This window comes from Sporosarcina sp. Marseille-Q4063 (genome assembly GCF_018309085.1).
Lineage (GTDB): Bacteria > Bacillota > Bacilli > Bacillales_A > Planococcaceae > Sporosarcina.
Window position 1 is genome coordinate 3743625 of the sequence record NZ_CP070502.1, and the last position, 16964, is coordinate 3760588.

Here is a 16964-nt window from a genome sequence, read left to right on the forward strand (position 1 = left end):
CATGTGGTTGCCTATATTGGGGTTGATACTCGGTGTAACTCTTGGACTTTTATCAGACATCCATATCCCGCAAGTTTATGGCAATTACTTATCAATCGCCGTTCTAGCTGCGCTGGATACATTGTTTGGCGGAATACGTGCCCATTTACAGCAAGTGTATGATGATAAAGTATTTGTTTCGGGATTCTTCTTTAACATCGCGCTTGCGGCGGGTCTTGCATTTTTGGGCGTACATCTTGGCGTAGACTTATATTTAGCAGCTATTTTCGCATTTGGTGTACGATTGTTTCAAAATATCGCGGTTATTCGAAGAATTCTTCTAGCCAAATGGACGGAAAAAAGACAAGATTCCAATGCGGAAAATGCCAAATGAAAGGAAACATTTACATAATGCCAAAATTATTTAGACAATACTGTTATAATGCAATAGAATGGTATATAACAATTGAATTTGGAGGTGCCAGTCATTGAACCAATCAGAATTGTACGTTTCATTAGATATAGGATCATCATCAGTAAAAGTACTAATTGGTGAAGTTGATGGCGGGACTCTACATGTTATTGGAGTAGGGAACGTTCAATCAGCCGGAATTCGAAAAGGAACAATAATTGATATTGACGCGACTGTCGAATCGATTAAAAAAGCTGTTGACCAAGCTGAGCGAATGACAGGTATGCAAATTCATGAAGTGGTATTAGGCATACCAGCCAATGGAGTCGTACTTCAAGATGTTAAAGGCGTAGTAGCGGTAAGTTCAGAAAATCGTGAAATTACTGATGACGATCTTGACCGGGTCATGAATTCGGCACAAGTGATGTCTGTTCCGCCAGAACGAGAAATTGTTAATATAATCCCAAAACAATTTATAGTAGATGATTATGGAGAAATAACAGATCCACGAGGTATGATTGGTGTCCGTTTAGAAATGGACGGGACATTATTTACGACATCGAAAACATTGCTTCATAATATTTTAAGATGCGTTGAACGCGCCGGTTTAACAATACGTGATATCTTTTTACAACCTTTGGCTGCGGGAACATTTGCGCTCTCAGATGATGAGAAAAATCATGGGACTGCATTTATTGATATAGGTGGAGGTTCGACGACCATCTCGATTTTCGGTGATGATCGATTTATGTCTACTAGCGTAATACCCGTAGGCGGCGACCACATTACAAAAGATTTATCAATTATTTTAAAAACACCAACCGAACAAGCAAGGAAAATTAAACATCAATATGGCCATGCATTTTATGATGATGCCTCTGACGATGAGCTTTTCGAAGTTCCGGTAATAGGCGCCGACTCTAAAGATCAATACAGCCAAAGATACATATCAGAGATTATTGAAGTCAGGTTAGCAGAACTTTTCGAACTCATTTTGGAAGAATTATATAAGATGGGCGTTCGTGATTTGCCTGGTGGGGTAGTTTTGACTGGTGGAATTACAAAGCTTGATGGAATTCTTCAGTTAGCTAGACACATATTAAAATCGCGCGTTCGTGTGCATACACCAGAATTCATAGGTGTGAGAGAACCAATGTATACGACTGCGGTCGGGCTTATCCAATATGCTTATATGCATGAAGCATATTTTGGTGCAACATCAGATGCTGCACCCGCTTCGATGGTCGAGACATCTGCAACAACGCATACAAACTCGAATAGACAACCTGAAAGAAATCAAGCAAACAAACCTGGTTTATTTAATCGGGCAAAGAAAGTCTTCGATAACTTTTTCGAATAATAGATGACTATAATAGAAAAATCTTGTAAGTAGGATGAGGAGGAGAAACGATGCTAGAATTTGAAACGAACGTTGACTCACTGGCAGTCATAAAAGTGATTGGCGTTGGAGGCGGAGGAAATAATGCCGTTAACCGAATGATAGAGCATGGTGTAGAAGGGGTAGAGTTCATCGCGGTGAACACAGATGCTCAAGCACTAAATCTATCATCTGCTGAAGTCAAATTACAAATTGGAACGAAACTAACGCGCGGTCTTGGTGCTGGAGCTAATCCAGAAGTTGGGAAAAAGGCAGCGGATGAAAGTAAAGAACAAATTGAAGAGGCATTACGCGGTGCGGATATGGTGTTCGTGACTGCCGGAATGGGCGGGGGAACGGGTACAGGTGCTGCTCCGGTAATCGCTCAAGTTGCAAAAGAACTTGGTGCGCTCACGGTAGGTGTCGTTACTAGACCATTTACTTTTGAAGGGCGTAAACGTCAAACACAAGCTATTGGCGGTATTACTGCGATGAAAGAATCGGTAGATACGCTAATTGTTATTCCGAATGATAAATTACTCGAAATTGTAGATAAGAATACGCCGATGCTCGAAGCATTCCGTGAAGCGGATAATGTACTCCGACAAGGTGTACAAGGTATATCCGATTTAATTGCTGTCCCAGGATTGATCAACCTTGACTTTGCTGACGTGAAAACGATTATGTCAAATAAAGGTTCAGCTCTAATGGGGATTGGTGTTTCAACAGGAGAAAACCGTGCATCAGAAGCAGCTAAAAAAGCGATCTCAAGTCCATTGCTTGAAACGTCAATTGACGGTGCCAAAGGTGTGCTTATGAATATTACGGGTGGATCTAATCTGAGCCTCTTCGAAGTGCAAGAAGCGGCGGATATTGTCGCGTCTGCATCAGATGAAGATGTCAACATGATTTTTGGTTCAGTTATTAATGATAATTTGAAAGATGAAATTATCGTGACAGTCATTGCGACAGGGTTTACTGAGGAACAATTAGTTCCAACACGCCCTTCAAGAAGCGCAGGCTTCGGTGCAACGGGTCAGAGTCGTCCACAACCTCGTGAGCCGCAGATTGAACGTCCGCGTCAACAACCGCGTCGTGAGGAGCAGGAGCAGTACCAACAACACGAACCAGAACCAGTTCGTCAACAACAGAGCAACCACGCCGATGACGGATTAGATATCCCAACGTTTTTACGTAACCGTCAACGCCGTAAATAAATATTTAAACATCAAGACTTTCTAGTAGGTTTCTAACTTACTAGAAAGTCTTTTTTTATTTAATAACTAAAATTAACGACAAAAGCAGCACGCGGGAATAAAACAGCGAGATACGGGAATAAGCTAGTCAGTTACGGAGCAACCGACCGCGTTACGGGAATAAACGGTCGCGTTACGGGAATAAAATCTCCGCCCCGCGCGTTGCGGGAACAAACCAACGCGATACGGGAATAAGCTTTTCCGTTACGGGAGCAATCGACCGCGCTACAGGAATAAAATCTCCGCCCCGCACGTTGCGGGAACAAACCAACGCGATACGGGAATAAGTTTTTCCGTTACGGGAGAAATCGACTCCGCTACGGGAATAATATAGTCGACCGAGTGAGAAATATTTTATAACTAAACATACCTGTACTTAACAAATCATATAATCCCGGTATAAAAATAATTGTCGAATAATTTTTTGATTTCGTCGCTCAATCCGACAAACATTTCAATACATGCGTGCTATTGTAATTCATAGGGAGGGCGTCCTATGTATGGTGAGCTGATTATCGGACTTAATATGCTGTTTAATTTTGTAATTCTCTCATTCGCAAATAAAGTAGCCAATGCTGGAGCGACATATGGACGCCTACTCATAGCCAGTTTACTAGGCGCGATTCCAGTAACATTTTTTCCGTCCTCGACAATAGCTATACTAGTTTCCTTTTTATGTATGACAATCTATGCGTTTGGAATAGGACTGGATCAGTGGAAAAATTCCGCAATCATGGTTCTAATCGGAGCAGTAGTTGCAGGTGGATTACTAACAGTGTTTCAAACTAGAATATCCACACCGAACGGAAGTATCTCAATTTTTATCTACGCGGCTGTCGCCTACATTTCCCTTTATTTAATGAAAAGTAAATGGTTAGACGTTCGAACAGTACGACGTGTTTCAGAATTAACCGCGGACTCGACACTTTGTATATGGAATGAAAAGATTCAGCTTACCGTCTTTGTCGATTCCGGAAATAGTTGCACTGAACCGCTATCAGGAGCACCTGTTCATTTTGTTTCGTTTCGCCTGTTAGAAGATGCTATCCCGGATGAATTAAAAAAAACTTTATTATCTTGGGATCCACAAGGACCTTCTACATTAACGGAATTTCCCGAGGAGTTTTTGAGGAGCATTCGACTTATTAAGCTTATGACGGTGCAGGGAAATTCATGGGCAGTCGGCATCAAATTTGAAAAATGGACAATCGAAGGAGGAAATGAACTCGAACAAGGTTATATCGTTTTAACAAAAGATGATCGCCGCTATCCGAATGGCGCTGGAGCAATTTTACACGTTTCGGCAATGGAAACAATAATTGAAGAAAGGGGAACTGTTCATGCTGCATAAAGCAAAAAAGTGGTTGTCGATTATCACATCATTTTTAAAAAGGAAGAAAAACGCTACGTATTATATTGGAGGACATGGTGCACTTCCAAAGCCATTAACCAGGGAGGAAGAAGCGGTAACAATCCGTGCGTTTATGGAAGGAGATATGGATGCCCGCGATACGTTAATTGAAAAGAATTTGCGTCTTGTCGTTTATATTGCGCGTCGATTCGATAATACCAATACACATATTGAAGACCTTATTAGTATTGGAGCAATTGGACTTATAAAGGCGATTGAAACGTTTAAGCCAGATAAAAACATCAAACTTGCGACATATGCTTCACGATGTATTGAAAATGAAATACTAATGCATCTTCGTAAAACAAACAGAACAAAATCGGAAATTTCTTTTGATGAGCCGTTGAACTCTGATGCGGATGGAAATGAACTATTATTGTCGGACATCCTAGGGACAGAGGCTACGATTATTATTGATAATGTCGAGCGCAAAATTGAGCGACAACATATGATTGAAGCAATTCGGACGCTGGACGATCGGGAACGATATATTATGGCTTGCCGTTTTGGATTAACTGGAAAAATCGAAATGACTCAAAAAGAAGTAGCGGAAATGCTCGGTATTTCTCAGTCCTATATATCACGTCTTGAAAAAAAGATTATATTGGAATTACGTGAAATGTTAAATCACCCAATTGCATAATGGTTGAAATTGGAGCAATTGATTTTCGCATATTTCTCTTTTCTGCGGATAGACTATTTCGTACAGTCATCTACAGAATGTGGAGGAAAAGCGAATGGCACGTACAAGAGTTGAAATATGCGGAATCGATACATCTGAATTGCCATTACTCTCGAACGAAGTAATGCGAGAAACATTTGTCCGATTACAAAGTGGTGACATGTCCGCGAGGGAAGAACTTGTAATTGGAAATTTACGCTTAGTTCTAAGCCTAGTTCAAAGATTCATTTACCGAGGTGAACAAGCGGATGATTTGTTTCAAGTTGGGTGTATTGGACTTTTAAAGTCAATTGATAACTTTGATTTGAAACACAATGTTCGGTTTTCAACGTATGCTGTTCCAATGATAATAGGAGAGATCAAAAGGCATTTACGCGATCATCATGCAATTCGGGTGTCAAGATCGCTTCGAGATATCGCGTATCAAGCAATGAGAGCGAGAGAAGAATTTATAAACGAAAAACAACAAGAACCGCGACTCTCCGATTTGGAAGATGCGACAGGAATACCGGCAGATGAAATTCTTTATGCACTTGATGCAATACAAGATCCAATGTCGCTCCATGAACCAATGAACGGGGGCGAAGGTGATCCCGTGTTCTTGATGGACCAACTACAAGATAAGACTGTATCCGAAGAAAGATGGCTGACATATGTTTCGGTAAAAGAGACGGTTTCATCAATGAACGAACGACAACAAAATATCCTTTCAAAGCGATTTTACCTCGGTCAGACGCAAACGGAAATTGCTCAAGAACTCGGTATTTCGCAAGCACAAATTTCTAGACTTGAAAAGAGTGCGATTAAGACAATTAGAGATGGGATGGAACAAGATATCTAAATTCACTTATCAGATGTCTGTTACCTAGCTTATAGAATTTGGCGTAATTAATACTTTTAACGCAATGCAGACAATGCATTGCGTTATTTTCTATTTATAAGCATATATTCAGGTAAAGGAGTGTTGATATGAAGTTTTCCGAAATTCAAAAAAAAGAAGTGATTGACGCTACGAAAGGTTCTTTTCTTGGTTATGTTCAAGACGCGACAATTGATGTCGCGAACGGGAAAGTAGAATCTTTACACGTTAACATTGGAGAAAGAAGTCTTTTTTTCGATTCGAAACAAAAAAACGTGAAGAAAATTCGCCTGAAGGATATTTCAATAATCGGGAAAGATATTGTGCTCGTTGGCAAGAAAGGTGGAAAAGAATGATATTTCATTGAAAAGTGAAGCTTGGCTTGGTACAATGAAATGAAAGATATATGAAAAGTAGTGATTAGAATGGGCAATCTTCAAAAACGTATACAGGAAATTAAAGAAAATATTTCAGAAGCATGTAATAAAGTTGGAAGAGAGCAATCCGAAGTTACTGTTGTTGCTGTAACGAAAAGTGTTTCCGTGCAAAGAGCGGCGGAAGTCGTTCATGAAGGAATCATAAATCTTGGTGAAAACCGCGCCGAAGGTCTCGTCCAGAAACAGCGAGACATGCAAGATTCAGATGTCTCATGGCATTATATCGGGAATATTCAAAGCAGAAAAGTTCGGGATATTGTTGGAGACATAAGCTACCTGCATTCATTAAGTAGAAAAAGCATCGCAAAAGAAATTCAAAAGCGAGCCTCCAAACCGATTAATTGTTTCGTGCAAGTAAATGTTTCGGGAGAAGAGTCTAAATCGGGTGTTTCACCGGAGAATCTAGAAAGCTTTATAAATGAACTAGCTGATTTTGATAAGATTCGCGTCGTCGGTTTAATGACAATGGCACCAAATACTGAAGATGAAGCATTAATTCGTTCGGTTTTCAGTGAGATGAAAGTTCTCCGAGATCGATTCATGGAAAAAAATATGCCGCATGCGCCTTGCACAGAACTTTCAATGGGCATGTCGAATGATTATACGATTGCAATCGAGGAAGGCGCGACGTTCGTACGAATTGGAACTGCACTAGTCGGATTAGAAAGTGAGGGTGTCAGATGAGTCTTAAAAACAAATTCCAAAACTTCTTTTATCTAGATGAAGAAACTGAAGATGCAGAACCAGGGCAAAGGAAGCAAGAAGAACAGCGTCCGATTGAAACCCCGAAAAGGACAAAAGCACGTCCGCAACAACCAGTCAAAAATGAGCAGCAATCGAACAGAGTTGTCAGCTTACAAAGTGTTCAAAAGTCATCAAAAGTAATTCTTATTGAACCGCGTGTATATGCTGAAGCACAAGACATTTCCGAACACTTGAAAAACAAAAAGGCAGTGGTCGTTAATTTGCAACGAATTGAACGAGATCAAGGCGTTCGCATTATTGATTTCCTAAGCGGTACAGTTTATGCACTTGGCGGAGATATTCAACGTATCGGGACAGATATTTTCCTCTGTGTGCCAGATAACGTTGAAGTTGCTGGAGCCATATCCGATTATTTCGAACAATAGAAACTAGATGAGGTGTACGATTCATAATGGTTCAATTTATAGTAATATTAGCTGATTTAATAAGCAACGCAATTACATTATTTAGTTTCCTGCTTATCGCCTATATTTTAATGTCTTGGGTACCATCAATGCGGGAAGGTAAATTCGGTCAATTATTGGGTAAAATTGTTGATCCGTATTTATCTTTTTTCCGGCAGTTCATCCCGCCGCTCGGGATGATTGATATTTCGCCGATTGTCGCGATCTTTGCTTTGCGTTTTATTGACAGGGGCGTAGCAACTATTTTTAATATGATCATTCAAGCAATTTATTAACAACTTTTAAATCCTCACTGTTGTGGGGGTTTTTTAAACAACAAAGAAATAGCTAATCAAATTAGACAATTACTTTTTTTGGATAGTTTTTGCAGCGTAGATGAGGAGTATAGGCCGTGGATTCAATCATGCAGCATTTTAGAAAAGATGAACAACCTTTCATTGAAATGGCTATGGGATGGGTACGAGAAGTGGAAAACTCATATGCGCCTAAATTGACTGATTTTCTAGATCCTAGGGAGCGCTTTATCATGGATTCGCTAATTGGCGGAACTGATATTTTAGTCGAATCTTACGGTGCTTATCCAGAAAGCGAAAGAATGAGGGTATTACTATTTCCAAGTTATTACGTTCCAGAACCAACTGATTTCGAAGTGACGGTATTTCGCGTGAAATATGCAACGAAATTTCTAACGCTCGAGCATAAGGATGTTCTTGGATCACTTATGTCGCTTGGAATCGATCGTGCGAAATTTGGCGATATCCAACTGGCAGGGGATGAAGTGCAATTTGCCGTAGTCTCCGATTTAAAAGATTATATAACAGCAAACTTTAATGCGATTGGAAAGGCAAAAGTTTCTGTTGAAGAAGTTGAAAACAAGGAAGAGTTGATTGCTACACTTGATACATGGGTTGAATCGCTGCAAATAGTTAGTTCAATGCGACTTGACGCTGTTATCGCATCGCTATTAAATCTTTCCCGACAAAAAGCTTCAGTATTAATCCGTAGCGATAGAGTAAGAGTGAACTGGGCAACACAAAATGATCCATCAGCCGAGCTATATGAATCGGATATGTTATCAATTCGAGGTTCGGGGCGATTCAAAATTATTGCGGTAGAAGGAAGAACACGAAAAGATAAAGTTCGACTTCTAACGGGGCATCTAGAATAGTAATCACAAACTATATGTGAAAATACTGATAATTGATGTCATTTTGACTCGTTTTATGTATAATGATATTTACTAAGGTAATAGGAGGATTCGACATATGGCATTATCACCGCTTGATATACATAATAAAGAGTTTAGTCGATCAATGTTTCGTGGGTATGATGAAGATGAAGTCAATGAATTTTTGGAACAAGTACTTAAAGATTATGAAAATGTACTTGAAGAAAAAAAGACGTTGGAAAATAGTTTAAAACAATCAACAGAGCAAGTGACTCATTTCAATACAATTGAAACGACACTCCAAAAGTCGATTCTCACGGCGCAAGAAGCTGCAGAAGACGTTCGACGCAACTCAATGAAAGAAGCAAAGTTGATTATTAAAGAAGCGGAGAAAAATGCAGACCGCATTGTTAACGAAGCGCTTTCGCGTGCACAGAAAATTGCCGTGGAAATTGAAGACTTGAAAAAACAGTCCAAAGTTTTCCGAAATCGTTTTAAAATGCTCATTGAAGCGCAATTGGATTTAGTCCAGTCAAGTGACTGGGATGAGTTGCTTGAGTACAAGGTAGATGCGGAAAAACTTCATAAAGTCGCAGAAGAGCGATAAGATCAATAAAACTTGACTCCTTTTCTGTTCGCAATTATAATTATGGGCATATATTGTAATAAACAATTATGTGCATATATTGTAAGTAACAGATTTTAAATTTCATGTAGATGACAAGCAATGATAGAGATAGTAATTTTCTGATGTTGTATAAAGCGATTCAGGGACGGTGAGAGCCTGGAATACACACTGAAAATGAAAATCACTCTTGAGCTGGTTTGCGGAATTTGAGTACGCAAACCCGGATATACCTCCGTTATGGTATCTGAGTGGCAGCTTTTTCAAAGTTGCAAGTAGGGTGGTATCGCGAGTATTCCTCGTCCCTTTTTAGGGACGGGGTTTTTTTATTTTATTTTACAAGGAGGATTTTTAATGGATTACAAAGATACATTATTGATGCCGAATACAAAATTCCCGATGCGCGGGAATTTACCGAACAAAGAACCGGAAATGCAAACGAAATGGGAAGAGATGGACATTTACGGCAAGGTGCAAGAACGCACCAAAGATCGACCGTTTTTTGTTTTGCATGACGGACCGCCGTATGCAAATGGTGATTTACACATGGGTCATGCGCTAAACAAAGTGCTGAAAGACATGATTGTTCGTTTTAAATCGATGACTGGATATAACGCACCTTATGTTCCGGGTTGGGATACGCATGGTTTGCCAATTGAGCAAGCGCTCGTTAACACTGGCGTGAAAAGAAGTGATCATTCAGTTGCTGAGTTCCGAAAAATGTGTGAAGAATATGCACTTAAACAAATTGATAACCAACGCACACAATTTAAACGTATTGGCGTGCGTGGAGATTGGGATAATCCATACATCACCCTAAAACCTGAATTCGAAGCACGTCAAATTGAAGTTTTCGGTGAAATGGCTAAGAAGGGCTATATTTATAAAGGGTTGCGCCCGGTATTTTGGTCTCCGTCAAGTGAATCAGCATTAGCCGAAGCGGAAATTGAATATCAAGATAAAAGATCACCTTCTATCTATGTTAGTTTCCCGGTTAAAGATGGACGCGGCGTACTTGAAAATGATGTACAGTTTTTAATCTGGACGACGACACCTTGGACAATTCCGGCAAACCTTGGAATTACAGTCCACCCAGAATTTAATTATATTATTGTTAAGGTCGGGGAAGAAAAATTCCTGATTGCGGAAGACTTACTGTCATTCGTGGCAGGAGAAATCGGTTGGGAAGACTATACGGTTGAACATGTGATAAAAGGCGTTGAATTAGATCGCATCAAAGCTAAACACCCATTGTACGATCGCGATTCACTGATTATGCTCGGCGATCACGTTACAATTGACGCTGGTACAGGTTGTGTTCATACAGCTCCGGGACACGGGGAAGAAGACTTTTATGTTTCTCGTACTTATGGTATTGACGCATTATGTCCAGTCGATGATCGTGGAGTTATGACAGATGAAGCACCAGGATTCGAAGGTCTTTTCTACGATGATGCAAATAAAGCAGTTTCAGAAGCCCTGGATAAAGTCGGCGCACTTGAAAAATTATCATTTGTGACTCACTCGTACCCGCATGATTGGAGAACGAAAAAACCTGTTATTTTCCGTGCAACTGCACAGTGGTTTGCTTCCATCGAGACATTCCGCGACGACTTGCTAACTGCAATTAAAGAAACGAAATTCACGCCTTCATGGGGAGAAACACGCCTTTACAATATGGTCCGCGACCGCGGAGACTGGTGTATTTCACGTCAACGCGTTTGGGGAGTCCCAATTCCTGTTTTTTATGCAGAAAATGGCGATTCAATTATTACAGAAGATACGATTGCACGCGTGTCCGAATTGTTCCGCGAACACGGTTCTAATATTTGGTTTGAGTGGGATGCGAAAGACTTGCTGCCAGAAGGATTTGTGCATGAAGGCAGCCCGAATGGCGCATTTACTAAAGAAACGGATATTATGGATGTTTGGTTTGACTCGGGTTCAACACATCAAGGCGTTCTTGAAGAAAGAGATGATCTTGTCTATCCTGCTGATTTGTACTTGGAAGGATCCGATCAGTACCGCGGATGGTTTAACTCTTCGCTTACAACGAGTGTAGCGATTAACGGTCATGCGCCTTACAAAGGTTTATTAAGCCACGGATTTACGCTTGATGGCAATGGACGCAAGATGAGTAAGTCTGTTGGTAACGTAATCGTGCCAGAAAAAGTAATGAATCAATTTGGAGCGGAGATTCTTCGCTTATGGGTATCTTCAGTAGATTATACTGCGGATGTTCGCGTTTCGGATTCAAACTTTAAACAAGTCGGGGAAGTATACCGGAAAATCCGTAACACCTTCCGTTTTGTTCACGGAAACACATCTGACTTTAATCCAAATACAGACAGCGTTGCATTTGAAGATCTTCGCCCGGTTGATCAATATGTCTACGTCAAACTACAAGGTTTGATCAAAGAGGTTCGTCAGGCATATGAAGACTATGAATTTGCAGCTGTATATCATGCGGTGAATAATTTCTGTACGGGAATTTTAAGCTCATTCTATCTAGATATTGCAAAAGATGTTGTTTATATTGAAAACAAAGAACACCCACATCGTCGTGCAATGCAGACGGTCATGTATGAATCATTGTTTGCTTTGGTAAAATTATTAGCACCAATTCTACCGCATACTGCAGAAGAAATGTGGTCGCATCTTGAGCATGTCGAAGAAGAAAGTGTTCAATTGACAGATATGCCAGAAGCACAGGACTTAGGTGAGAAAGTTGCGCAATTGGAAGAGCGTTTCGCAACATTGATGACTGTTAGAGACGATGTACTGAAAGCTCTTGAAGTGGCGCGAAGTGATAAAGGTATCGGGAAATCATTAGAAGCGAAAGTGACGGTTTTCGTTCCTGAAGAATTAAACGATATCTTTAAAGCAGACGATATCGATTATGCACAATTCTTCATCGTTTCGAAATTCATCGAAGGCGAGTTCGCATCTACACCGGAAAATGCGCTTAAACTAGATACAGTAAGTGTCCTAGTTGAAAAAGCAGACGGTGAAAAATGCGATCGTTGCTGGACAATTTCTGAAACAGTCGGTAAGGATGAAACACATCCAGAAATTTGTACGCGCTGTGCAGAAGTTGTTAAGAAATATTATTCTTAAAAATAACGAATTATAATCAGACAGTTGTGGCAGTCTTTCTATGACGATTGCTGCAACTGTTTCTTTTTTTGTGGTAATATTAAAAGTGAATCTGTTGACGGGAGTTGTCGGTCTTGCTTATTTATTATGCATTGGCAATAGTTGTTATTTTAATCGATCAAATAACGAAATGGCTTGTTGCAACCAATATGCAATTGGGTGAAAGAATTACGATTATCGAACCATATTTTGGTCTGCTTTCGCATCGAAATAGAGGCGCGGCATGGGGCATGTTAGAAGGTCAAATGTGGTTATTTTACATTGTTACAGTGATTGTTGTTGCGGGAATTATATACTACTTTCATAAAGAAGCACGGGGACATAAACTTTTTAGCATCAGTTTAATGTTACTTCTCGGCGGCGCAATCGGTAATTTTATCGATCGTTTATTGCGCGGAGAGGTTGTTGATTTTGTTTCTGTTTTAATTCCAGTTATCAATTACGATTTTCCGATATTTAATGTCGCTGACGCCGCATTGTCTGTGGGCGTAGCCATACTCATTATCCATATTATTTTGGATGAAAAAAAGAATAAGAAAAAGGTGTCGTAAATGGAAATTATTCGAATCGAAATACAAGAAGAAGACGAAGGCAGTCGTATTGATAAAGTTTTGTCGACGAGTCGACCGGATTTATCACGAACTCAAATCCAACAATGGATAAAAGACGGCGATGTTTTGGTCAATACGAAAACAGTTAAACCTAATTATCGTGTGAAAACTGGCGATCTTTTAACGGTCGATGAACCAGAACCTGAAGAACTCGACATCACAGCTGAGGATTTAGAGTTAGATATTGTTTATGAAGATGGAGATGTCCTCGTTGTCAATAAACCGCGCGGCATGGTCGTGCATCCAGCAAAGTCACACGCGAGCGGCACGCTTGTGAATGGCCTAATGTATCATTGCAAAGACTTGTCCGGAATAAACGGCGTGCTGCGACCTGGCATTGTCCACCGTACAGACAAAGACACATCAGGACTCCTAATGGTGGCGAAAAATGATAAAGCACATATTTCGCTCGTCAACCAACTCGTTGAAAAATCCGTGAAAAGAGTCTACACAGCACTCGTGCACGGGCATATCCCACATGATAACGGGACAATAGACGCGCCGATCGGCCGTGATACTCGCGATAGACAAAGCATGACTGTAACGGATAAAGGGAAAGATGCGATTACTCACTTTAAAGTGCTTGAACGATTCGGTGAATATACACTCGTTGAATGCACACTCGAAACGGGAAGGACGCATCAAATCCGTGTCCACATGAAATATATTGGTCACCCATTAGTCGGGGATCCAAAATATGGTCAAGCAGAAACATTCGATTTCGGCGGTCAAGTACTTCATGCGGGAACGCTCGGATTCAAACATCCAGAAACATGGGAGTTTATAGAGTTTACAGTAGAGCCTCCAGCAGATTTTCAAAAGTTGGTTGAAAACATTCGTAATAACGTTGACATTCCAGAAAAGTAAAAGTATACTACTAAAAAGTAATCAAATAAGCGACACCTTTAAAATCAGTCCAGAGAGGCTGGGAAGGTTGCACGGAAAGTACAGCGGCATAGCTGCGCGCATTTTGCTGTACAATTTTTCTGCAAGTCTACCCTCCCGCCTTAACTGGCAGGGAGGGTTTTTATTTTGAACAAATTTCCAAGGAGGAAACCAAATGACAGAAAAAGCAAATATTCTCGATGAACAAGCAATCGGACGAGCATTGACGAGAATTGCACATGAAATTATAGAAAGAAATAAAGGAATTGACGATTGCATACTCGTTGGCATTAAAACAAGAGGGGCATATCTCGCAGACCGGCTCTCTAAAAAAATCGAACAAATTGAGGGGAAGGCGATTCGTTCAGGTGAACTCGACATCACACTTTACCGTGATGATTTGGAAACAAAACATGCTGACAACGAACCACGCGTACATCAAGTTGATATCTCGCATGATGTCAATGAACGAAAAGTTATTCTTGTCGACGATGTACTTTATACCGGACGAACAGTTCGCGCGGCGATGGATGCAGTCATGGATATCGGAAGACCGTCGCAAATTCAACTAGCTGTTCTTGTCGACCGTGGACATCGTGAATTGCCGATTCGACCGGATTTCGTTGGGAAAAATATACCGACATCGAATCTTGAACGTGTCGTTGTCAACTTGCACGAAACCGATGATGAAGATAGTGTCACAATCCATTCGAAAAAATAAAGAAACTGTATGGGGGAATTATGAATGAGCGATAAGGTATTAGATGTACACGAAAAACCAACGGCAGGTAAATGGCTGACACTTAGCTTGCAGCATATGTTCGCAATGTTCGGGGCAACGATTCTTGTTCCGCAACTCGTCGGTTTAAGCCCAGCGATTGCACTATTAACAAGTGGAATCGCGACGATTATATTCATATTGGTTACACGTTTTCAAGTTCCCGCATATCTAGGTTCTTCATTCGCTTTTATCATACCGATTCAAGTAGCCACAGCGAGTGGCGGTATCGGAAGTGCAATGATCGGAAGCATGTTTGTCGCGCTCGTCTATGCGATTGTCTCGCTACTGATTTGGAAAACTGGTTACAGATGGATTATGAAATTACTTCCGCCTATCGTTGTAGGTCCAGTTATTATGGTCATCGGACTCGCGTTGGCTCCTACAGCGGTTGGAATGGCAAGTACAATTCAAGTAGACGGAGAACCTGTTTACAACTTGCTTCACTTTTCTGCCGCGCTTGTAACGTTAGCTGCAGCCATCATATGCATTATGTTTTTTAAAGGGGTAATAAGCTTGATGCCGATTCTGATAGGTATCGTAGTTGGCTATCTATACTCGGCGGCAATCGGAATCTTGGATTTTTCAAAAGTACTAAAAGCAAAGTGGTTTGAGATTCCTGAAATGCTTATCCCGGGTATCGATTATGAATTCGTGGTAACACCAACGCTTCTCTTCATTATGGTGCCGATTGCTATCGTTACGATATCTGAACATATCGGGCACCAACTTGTTCTAGGTCGTATCGTTGACCGAAATTACATAGAAAATCCAGGATTGAACCGCTCATTACTCGGTGACGGTCTTGGTACATTAATCAGTGGATTGATCGGGGGTCCGCCGAAAACAACATACGGTGAAAATATTGGTGTTCTTGCGATAACACGCGTATACAGCATTTATGTCATCATAGGCGCAGCGGTTTTCGCTATATTGTTCTCATTCTTAGGAAAAGTGATGGCGATAATTGCCACAATTCCTACAGCAGTTCTCGGCGGAATATCCATTCTCTTATTCGGAATTATCGCTTCATCAGGGCTCAGAATGCTCGTAGATCATAAGGTCGACTTTGGGAATCAACGCAATTTAGTTATCTCATCTGTCATTCTAGTGATCGGAATTGGAGGAGCGACAATAAAGTTCAGTGAAACATTCGAAATTGAAGGAATGGCGCTTGCGGCAATCGTCGGTGTATTGCTAAACCTGCTGCTACCCGGAAAAGCCGAGGAAAAGTTAACGGACGAAACAGAGTAAAGCGGTACAAGGAGGATGAGTCGGATGAATGATTTAGTATCGATGCAACAATTAAGTGAAACAGAAATACTAGCACTTCTGGACCGCGCTCAAAACTTTGAAGAATACGGCGCACGTGAACTACCTAAAAAATATACGGTTTCAAATTTGTTTTTCGAACCGAGCACGAGAACAAAAACGAGTTTTGAAGTTGCAGAACGAAAACTTGGACTGGACGTAGTTCCATTTGAAACAGGGCTTTCTAGTACGATAAAAGGCGAAACGCTCTATGACACTGTCAAAACCCTAGAGTCGATTGGACTCGATGCGCTCGTCATACGTCATCCTGATGTCGGGTATTACGATCAGCTAATAGGCAAGACAAACATCTCCATCATTAACGGAGGGGACGGATCCGGTCAACATCCGACGCAGTCACTGCTCGATTTATATACAATTCGCAAAGAGTTCGGTTCATTCGAAGGATTGAATATTGTCATTGCAGGGGATATTGCTCATAGCCGTGTGGCAAGATCGAATGCTGATGCTTTAACCAGACTGGGTGCTCATGTTACTTTCCTATGTCCAGCGGGATGGTGCGGTGAATTTGACGCAGTTCATGAGTGGAACGAGAATCTACTAAACTCGGATGTCGTGATGCTTCTCCGAGTCCAACATGAAAGACATAACGAAAAATCAATATTTACGAAAGAAAGCTATCATAACCAGTTTGGACTTACACTGGAACGCGCAAAAAGAATGAAAGAAAATGCGATTATCATGCATCCTGCACCATTCAATCGTGGTGTTGAAATAGATGAAGCTTTAATTGAATGTCCGAAATCAAGGATTTTCAAGCAAATGGAAAACGGTGTGTATATTCGAATGGCCGTACTAGAATTAATTCTAAATGGGAGGAATTAAC

Annotated in this window: 17 protein-coding genes, 1 pseudogene and 1 other annotated feature; all 18 genes and pseudogenes read left to right on the top strand. The window is 40.8% G+C overall.

The window, feature by feature from the left end:
- Position 1 precedes the first annotated feature (1 nt).
- The 18 genes and pseudogenes from JSQ81_RS18800 (at position 2) to JSQ81_RS18885 (ending at position 16963) form a co-directional block, all read left to right on the top strand.
- The gene (locus JSQ81_RS18800; RefSeq protein WP_212605506.1) at positions 2-373 is read left to right on the top strand and encodes a small basic family protein; all 372 of its coding nucleotides are present in this window, start codon (positions 2-4) and stop codon (positions 371-373) included.
- Positions 374-467: 94 nt separating this feature from the next.
- Positions 468-1751, top strand: a complete 1284-nt coding sequence (ftsA, locus tag JSQ81_RS18805) for a cell division protein FtsA (protein ID WP_212605507.1) — start codon at positions 468-470, stop codon at positions 1749-1751.
- Positions 1752-1801: 50 nt separating this feature from the next.
- Positions 1802-2986 (top strand): cell division protein FtsZ, encoded by a 1185-nt coding sequence (ftsZ, locus tag JSQ81_RS18810; protein WP_212605508.1) that lies wholly within the window; start codon positions 1802-1804, stop codon positions 2984-2986.
- A gap of 535 nt (positions 2987-3521) precedes the next feature.
- Positions 3522-4376, top strand: coding sequence for a sigma-E processing peptidase SpoIIGA (locus tag JSQ81_RS18815; RefSeq protein ID WP_212605509.1), 855 nt, complete (start codon positions 3522-3524; stop codon positions 4374-4376).
- The gene (sigE, locus tag JSQ81_RS18820) at positions 4366-5079 is read left to right on the top strand and encodes an RNA polymerase sporulation sigma factor SigE (protein ID WP_212605510.1); all 714 of its coding nucleotides are present in this window, start codon (positions 4366-4368) and stop codon (positions 5077-5079) included. Before JSQ81_RS18815 ends, sigE begins: the two co-directional genes overlap by 11 nt.
- 94 nt (positions 5080-5173) lie before the next feature.
- Entirely contained in the window at positions 5174-5959 is a 786-nt protein-coding gene (gene sigG, locus JSQ81_RS18825) for an RNA polymerase sporulation sigma factor SigG (protein ID WP_212605511.1), read from the top strand.
- Between the two features lie 128 nt (positions 5960-6087).
- Complete coding sequence (locus JSQ81_RS18830) at positions 6088-6333, top strand: PRC-barrel domain-containing protein (protein ID WP_212605512.1); 246 nt, start codon at positions 6088-6090, stop codon at positions 6331-6333.
- Between the two features lie 69 nt (positions 6334-6402).
- Entirely contained in the window at positions 6403-7098 is a 696-nt protein-coding gene (locus JSQ81_RS18835) for a YggS family pyridoxal phosphate-dependent enzyme (protein ID WP_212605513.1), read from the top strand.
- Positions 7099-7256: 158 nt separating this feature from the next.
- Positions 7257-7544 (top strand): annotated as a pseudogene (locus JSQ81_RS20265) (cell division protein SepF); the annotation flags it as partial.
- Between the two features lie 26 nt (positions 7545-7570).
- Positions 7571-7858 (top strand): YggT family protein, encoded by a 288-nt coding sequence (locus tag JSQ81_RS18845; RefSeq protein WP_212605515.1) that lies wholly within the window; start codon positions 7571-7573, stop codon positions 7856-7858.
- A 116-nt stretch (positions 7859-7974) separates the two neighbouring features.
- On the top strand, positions 7975-8751 hold the full coding sequence (locus JSQ81_RS18850; protein WP_212605516.1) for a YlmH family RNA-binding protein: 777 nt from the start codon (positions 7975-7977) through the stop codon (positions 8749-8751).
- 97 nt (positions 8752-8848) lie between these two features.
- A complete protein-coding gene (locus tag JSQ81_RS18855) occupies positions 8849-9358 on the top strand; it encodes a DivIVA domain-containing protein (protein WP_212605517.1) in 510 nt (169 codons plus the stop codon).
- A gap of 111 nt (positions 9359-9469) precedes the next feature.
- Positions 9470-9686 (top strand) — a binding site (T-box leader).
- A 44-nt stretch (positions 9687-9730) separates the two neighbouring features.
- On the top strand, positions 9731-12493 hold the full coding sequence (gene ileS, locus JSQ81_RS18860) for an isoleucine--tRNA ligase (RefSeq protein WP_212605518.1): 2763 nt from the start codon (positions 9731-9733) through the stop codon (positions 12491-12493).
- Between the two features lie 113 nt (positions 12494-12606).
- Positions 12607-13083, top strand: a complete 477-nt coding sequence (gene lspA, locus JSQ81_RS18865) for a signal peptidase II (RefSeq protein WP_212605519.1) — start codon at positions 12607-12609, stop codon at positions 13081-13083.
- Complete coding sequence (locus JSQ81_RS18870; protein WP_212605520.1) at positions 13084-14010, top strand: RluA family pseudouridine synthase; 927 nt, start codon at positions 13084-13086, stop codon at positions 14008-14010.
- Positions 14011-14203: 193 nt separating this feature from the next.
- Entirely contained in the window at positions 14204-14749 is a 546-nt protein-coding gene (pyrR, locus tag JSQ81_RS18875) for a bifunctional pyr operon transcriptional regulator/uracil phosphoribosyltransferase PyrR (RefSeq protein ID WP_212605521.1), read from the top strand.
- Positions 14750-14773: 24 nt separating this feature from the next.
- Entirely contained in the window at positions 14774-16060 is a 1287-nt protein-coding gene (locus JSQ81_RS18880) for a uracil-xanthine permease family protein (protein WP_212605522.1), read from the top strand.
- Between the two features lie 24 nt (positions 16061-16084).
- Positions 16085-16963, top strand: a complete 879-nt coding sequence (locus JSQ81_RS18885) for an aspartate carbamoyltransferase catalytic subunit (protein WP_212605523.1) — start codon at positions 16085-16087, stop codon at positions 16961-16963.
- The last annotated feature ends 1 nt before the right edge of the window (position 16964 follow it).